Here is a 6,339-nt window from a genome sequence, read left to right as displayed (position 1 = left end):
ACGGACTGTAAATCCGTTGGGAAACCTTCGCAGGTTCGAATCCTGCTCTCCCCACTAGTTAAAAAAGCGATCAATAGATCGCTTTTTTTGTTTCTATACCTTTTATATTTATTCTCTGTCTTATCTATTCCTTTTCTCTATACCTTGCTGATTCTTGCAGATTGCTTGCACTTTCCTTGGAGTTTACTAGCCTAGAAAGGTGTTTTGTCGAAGAAATGCTCTAGGATACCCCTAGCACTCCGCTAGCATCTCGCTTGTACACGCTTTAGTTAAACAAAAGATCCCTACTTCTCTTTAAATACTCACTAACCTATAGCCACAAAAAAAAAGATAATAGATCATATCCCTAATATCGCTTTTTTATACACTTTAATTCTCTACAAAGTAATCTTCTTTCCTTCTCTTACTACTTCTAACTTAGGTTGTCCCTTGTGCTGTTGAAGATACTTTCTATAATGACATAACTTCTCCATAGGAATACCATCTATAGAAAGTACTATATCTCCTAAGCGCACTGTTTTCTCTCGCTCATGAATAGCTGCCACCATATATTGTCCATCTATATACGCAATACCATACCCTATCTTCTCTAAATTAGAAACTACATTACTTTCCTTAACCTTTTTAAAATAAACTAGATTTAAAGAAGGCAAGTAATATAAGTGGAACTGCTTTATAAACTCCACTCCCATCTGATAGGTATTGTCATTCATATTAAATGTCACCTCTTCATTATGTAACATTATTTTCCCCATTTTGATCTTAGCTTCTTGCGTGATCACTGTGCGATTCACCATTTCATTCATACCGAAGGCTCCTATACTCCCTACACTTATGTACGAATTAAACTTTAGCGTTCTCAAGTAAGCAATCATTCCTCTATCTGCCGTCATTGTTAGATAACCATTATCTCCCGTATCTAATAAGAACAATCTTTTCACACTCCCTCCCACCTCTACTGGAACCATGATTCTACTTTTTTGCTCCGTAGGATAGGTATCAACAGGGGTAAAATTATTAGTCAATATAGTATTCACTAACTCTGGTGACAGATCGTGTAAGACAATTTCCTTCTTAATAGGATCTATTTCTAATATCTTATCCTTATAAATAACATTCCCAAGAATACCATCTATTTTATAACAACTAAAAATAGGATCATTAATCATCGGAAAGCTCTCAAAGTCTGTAAATGGCAAATGTCGAAAAGTATGATTTCCTACCTTTAGACTATCTACATATATAGTCTGAACTGCTTGTACAACATTATTAGCATCTACTGCAGCTATATGTTCTCCATGATAAAATTCTGAAAGCAAACTACTTCTAATAGACAATCCATCCCACCCTGTGTCAAATAAGAACTTCATCGGCTTATTATTAACCTGTAAGTCTACGAGCATCCAACCAGACTCATCGTCATAAGGCAAACGAATAGTCTGTGCATACCCCACTATAGACACAAAAAAGAAGAAGAAAATCAGTTTTAAAGCTTTCATATAATATAAATTGATTAATATCCTAAGTTAGATAATTTATCAATCGCTTTTCGATAATTATGACTAATATTCATGTTTTTTAACAAACAGAATTAAACAGAGATAACTATAAAACAAAAAAGTTTACTATGTATTAAAATCACAAGACACTCACTGATATTGACTTCTATAGTATCACAATTAGACCACCACTTTTAACTAACTACTATTAAACCACTTACAGCCAAAAAACAGCTTATATAAACTCATTATGAATAAGCATCCACTATACCTATCAAATGAAATTAAACTTATTTTTGCGGCATGAGTAGAAAAAGAACAGAAAGAATCGTATTCGAAAACGTAGAAGTCCTTGATGCAGGTGCAAAAGGCGTTTCGGTAGCTAAAGCTCCAGATGGGAAAGTTATCTTTATTCCTAACGTAGTTCCGGGAGATGTGGTAGATGTGCAGACTTTCAAAAAACGCAAAGCGTATTATGAAGGGAAAGCTGTGAAATTCCACAAATTTTCTGAACATAGAATAGAGCCAGTATGTGAACACTTCGGAGCTTGTGGTGGATGTAAATGGCAAAATATGAACTATGCACAACAGTTATTCTATAAGAACCAAGAGGTTTTTAATAACTTGAAGCGTATAGGTAAAATAGAATTACCTGAATTCGAACCAATCTTAGGATCTGAAGAAACATTATTTTACAGAAACAAGATGGAGTTCTCTTTCTCTAATGCTCGTTGGTTAACACCAGAAGAGGTAGCAAGTGGAGAAGAAATGGGTAAAGAAAATGCATTAGGATTCCACATCCCTAAAATGTGGGACAAGATCCTGGACATCAAAAAATGTCACTTACAACAAGATCCATCTAATGAAATCAGAAATGAAATTAGAAGGTTTGCCAATGAGAATAACCTATCTTTTTTCAATCCTCGTGAACAAGAAGGCCTATTGCGCACATTGATGATCAGAACAGCCTCTACAGGTGAAGTTATGGTAATGATCCAATTCTTCTATGACAACAAAGAAGAAAGAGAATTATTATTAGACTTCTTAGCAGAGCGTTTCCCTATGATTACATCATTGCAGTATGTAGTCAATGGTAAGGCTAATGATACTATCTATGATCAAGATGTAGTGCTTTATAAAGGACGTGATTATATCTTAGAAGAAATGGAAGGACTTAAATTTAGCATTAATGCTAAGTCGTTCTACCAAACTAATTCTGAGCAAGCATATGAACTATACAAAATCACAAGAGACTATGCAGGTCTTACAGGTAACGAATTAGTATATGACTTATACACAGGTACAGGTACTATCGCTCAGTTCGTTTCTAAAAAGGCAGGTAAAGTAGTTGGTGTTGAAGCTGTACCAGAGGCAATAGAAGATGCTAAACTTAATGCTGAACGCAATAATATTACGAACTGTGACTTCTTCGTAGGAGACATGAAGAATGTATTTAACGATGAGTTCATAGCTACACATGGACATCCAGACGTTATCATTACTGACCCTCCTCGTGATGGAATGCATAAAGATGTGGTAGAAATGCTATTAAAAGTAGGTGCAAAACGCATCGTGTATGTAAGCTGCAACTCTGCTACACAAGCACGTGACTTAGCTCTTATGGATCACAAATACAAAGTGATCAAAGTACGTCCAGTGGACATGTTCCCTCAGACGCATCACGTAGAAAACGTAGTTCTATTAGAACTGAGATAACAAATAATAAACTAACAACAAAAGGCAATCATCTTGGTTGCCTTTTATCTTATAAAACGATAACAATGAACCAAGATAATACTATTCCTGCTGAAGCTTTAAAAAATCTTGTAGGAGATATCGGCTTCTGTCTAGTGTCTGCTAAAATTATGATCGAAGGAGAGAAAGTAGATTATATGTACAGAGAAGAACCAAACTCTGATACAGATAGTGGATGGAGATTCTTAAGCAATACAGAAGATGAAGAATACTTAGATAATCCTGACAATACAGATATCTATAGTGTCAATGCTGTAGCTCATAATGACAAGGCTATTATCCCTTATCTAAACGCTCCTGTAGGAAGTGAACTGGGGCGCATAGAAGGAACAGATGAGTTCGAAGTGTTAGATTAATTAATTCGACAAATGATATATGAAGCTCTCTTTTGAAGAGCTTTTTATATTTTAATCAAAGATTATATCTTAATTCAATATTAGTCAATATTAAGAATAAAGATAAATTAATTAGATCGTATTAATCTTACAAGATTACTAATATACAATACTTACTACACCTTAAACACTAAACAAATACTCACTAAATTAAAAAACAGCAAGGCCAAAAGTTAACATCGTCAGAATTTGTCTTAATTTTATATTAATTATAAGTTACTTTTACTTCAATATAAAAACAATCAAAAGATGAAAAAAATTCTAACCCTACTTTTATTACCTATGCTAACCTTAATTTCTTGTAATAGTGATGATAATAAGCATCAACCTGGAAATGTTCTAACACTACACCTAGAAGCGCAAGAAACAGAAGGATTTGTAAACAAACCTATTCATTTTTCACTAAAAGATAATAGAGATAGGTATGGTATTACAGATGCAAACATATTTAACCTTACAAATAAAGAAACACTAGTTCGCAATACATTTGTACCAACTGTAGCAGGAACATATCAGTTTCAAGCAAAGGGTAATAATTCAGGTTTTTTATATCAAGAAAGTGAAATAGTCACTGTGACTGTAACTGAATCTACTAAAAAAGAAATCACTGTAAAGAACATTTCTTATCAAGCAGATAATGCAACATTAAAAATTAATAGAGTTAATGGTAATGATGTAAATGACAATACTATTACAACTGACAAATTAGTAAGAATTAATAATACATATTACAATGAATATACCTTACATGTAAATAACATGGGTCAATATTTTATAGATAATAGTATTGAGATAACGTTCTTAGTTGCTAATAAATCCGTTAAACATAATAATGGAGTGATTACAAGTTATGGGCAACGTGCTTATCCAACAGTACTTAGTCAAGTTATCCTTACAGAAGTTATTTCATATAGTAGCCCAAGTTTTCGTATAACAAATTTTGACCAGGTTAGAGAATCTGATTTATTAAGGTTTTACAGAATAGACACTCCTAAAGAAAATTCAACTTCACAAGTATTACCTAACAGTTACTTTGAATTCAACCTCAATGATATGGGTATAGACTATTCAGGAGATTTAGAATTTATAGAGCAATAAGACAAAAAAAAGAGAAGCTTTGCTTCTCTTTTTTTGTCTTTATCTTTTAACTTCCTAAATACACGATTACTCCTGCAATAAGGATATACAACAAGGCAAAACCAACTGCTTTTTTAAGGATAATCCCTTCTTTGCCTTGTTCTCCACAAGCTGTCGTAGCAACAGCAATACTTTGTGGAGAAATAATCTTTCCTCCTGTTGCACCCGTTGTATTAGCCGCTGCTAACCAACCTTTATCAGCCCCAACCTTATCAGCTACTGTAGCCTGCAACTTACCAAACAGAATGTTAGATGAAGTATCACTACCTGTAAGAAAGGTACCTAATGCTCCTATCGCTGGAGCAAAGAAAGGATAGAATGCTCCTGTCGCTGTAGCTAAAGCCAATCCTAAAACGGTAATCATACCAGAGAAATCCATTAACGTGGATAAAGCAATTAAACAACATACAGTAATAACAGTCTTTTTTAATTGTACCGCTGTTTTGCTTAGTAAAGCAAACAGACCTCCTAGTGATATTCCCTGAATCAGTCCTCCTATTAATGAACTTATAAAAATTAACACACCTGTATCTGTCAACCAATATATTCCTACTGTACGAATATCTCCTGCTATAGAGAAAGTAAAGTTCGTTTGGAATATTGTCCAATTAGACTTCATCATAGAAGCAAAAGGAAATAAAGGACTCGTTAATAACACCAGCAATAGTATCAATCCATATACACTCCAGGCTTGAAAGATTTGCTGAACACTAAATTTCAGTTGTTCTTGTTTATCTTGTTTTCGCGAAGTTAGCTTTCCAAATAAAATAATAGTCGTTATAGATGCTATACTGCCTAGTATAGCAGGTGTCTCTGCTCCAATATATACTGCTGCATAATACTGAACAGCCAAGGTCACACTTCCGACTAATAAACTCAACACAATATTCTTAGGTAGTGCTTTTACAGATCGATCCGTTAGCATGACTATTAGAAATGGAACTAAGTACATCAGCAGCGCTAGTTGCCATACTGTATAAGCACTAATAGTGGTAATCTGCTCGGCCATATCTACTTCTCTTGCTAAAACAATCACAGGGATACCCACAGCTCCAAAAGCAGTAGGAACACTATTAGCAATCAAACTCACTACAGCCGAAAACATAGGTTTAAAACCTAAGCTTATCAAAATAGCTGCCGGTATGGCTACTGCTGTTCCAAAACCAGCCATCCCTTCTAATAATCCTCCGAATCCCCACGTAAGAAGTAATACTTGTACTGGCTTATCCTTAGAAATAGCAGAGAATTGCTGTTTGATAATTTCTATTTTTTGAGATTCCACTTGTACATTATAACTATAGATAGCCATAAGAATGATTATCAAAATAGGAAATACAGCCTTAAGTATACCAAAAACTAGAGATAAACCCACATCTTCTGCACTTAAAGAAAACCCTAAATAAGCAATCATTATTGTAATTACAAGAGTGATTAAAGCACTTTTTTCTCCTGCTATCTTTAGAAAACCCAATAAGACAATTAATAACACTACTGGTGTTGCAGCTAATAGAATCTGCAAAATAGAAATTGATTCTAACATTTTATTCTTTTTT

5 protein-coding genes are annotated in these 6,339 nt (G+C 34.1%); 3 read left to right on the top strand and 2 right to left on the bottom strand.

Features of this window, described 5'->3' with window-relative positions; translation table 11 throughout:
- Positions 1-377: 377 nt before the first annotated feature.
- Entirely contained in the window at positions 378-1,499 is a 1,122-nt protein-coding gene (locus AABL85_RS12990) for an aspartyl protease family protein (RefSeq protein WP_341310402.1), read from the bottom strand.
- A gap of 303 nt (positions 1,500-1,802) precedes the next feature.
- Here AABL85_RS12990 and rlmD point away from each other — a divergent pair, with 303 nt between their 5' ends.
- The 3 genes from rlmD (at position 1,803) to AABL85_RS12975 (ending at position 4,747) form a co-directional block, all read left to right on the top strand.
- The gene (gene rlmD, locus AABL85_RS12985) at positions 1,803-3,215 is read left to right on the top strand and encodes a 23S rRNA (uracil(1939)-C(5))-methyltransferase RlmD (RefSeq protein WP_341310401.1); all 1,413 of its coding nucleotides are present in this window, start codon (positions 1,803-1,805) and stop codon (positions 3,213-3,215) included.
- Between the two features lie 65 nt (positions 3,216-3,280).
- Complete coding sequence (locus tag AABL85_RS12980; RefSeq protein WP_341310400.1) at positions 3,281-3,610, top strand: DUF2185 domain-containing protein; 330 nt, start codon at positions 3,281-3,283, stop codon at positions 3,608-3,610.
- Between the two features lie 288 nt (positions 3,611-3,898).
- Positions 3,899-4,747, top strand: a complete 849-nt coding sequence (locus tag AABL85_RS12975; RefSeq protein ID WP_341310399.1) for a hypothetical protein — start codon at positions 3,899-3,901, stop codon at positions 4,745-4,747.
- Positions 4,748-4,793: 46 nt separating this feature from the next.
- Here AABL85_RS12975 and AABL85_RS12970 read toward each other — a convergent pair whose 3' ends face one another.
- Entirely contained in the window at positions 4,794-6,326 is a 1,533-nt protein-coding gene (locus AABL85_RS12970; RefSeq protein ID WP_341310398.1) for an L-lactate permease, read from the bottom strand.
- Positions 6,327-6,339: the final 13 nt, after the last annotated feature.

It is taken from the genome of Myroides odoratimimus (genome assembly GCF_038039805.1).
Lineage (GTDB): Bacteria > Bacteroidota > Bacteroidia > Flavobacteriales > Flavobacteriaceae > Flavobacterium > Flavobacterium odoratimimum_B.
This window is presented reverse-complemented; position numbering and strand designations above follow the sequence as displayed.

Bases quoted from the DNA above. Each gene is read 5' to 3' on its own strand.
- rlmD (WP_341310401.1), top strand. From the start codon at position 1,803: ATGAGTAGAAAAAGAACAGAAAGAATCGTATTCGAAAACGTAGAAGTC.
- AABL85_RS12975 (WP_341310399.1), top strand. From the start codon at position 3,899: ATGAAAAAAATTCTAACCCTACTTTTATTACCTATGCTAACCTTAATT.
- AABL85_RS12990 (WP_341310402.1), bottom strand. From the start codon at position 1,499: ATGAAAGCTTTAAAACTGATTTTCTTCTTCTTTTTTGTGTCTATAGTG.
- AABL85_RS12970 (WP_341310398.1), bottom strand. From the start codon at position 6,326: ATGTTAGAATCAATTTCTATTTTGCAGATTCTATTAGCTGCAACACCA.
- AABL85_RS12980 (WP_341310400.1), top strand. From the start codon at position 3,281: ATGAACCAAGATAATACTATTCCTGCTGAAGCTTTAAAAAATCTTGTA.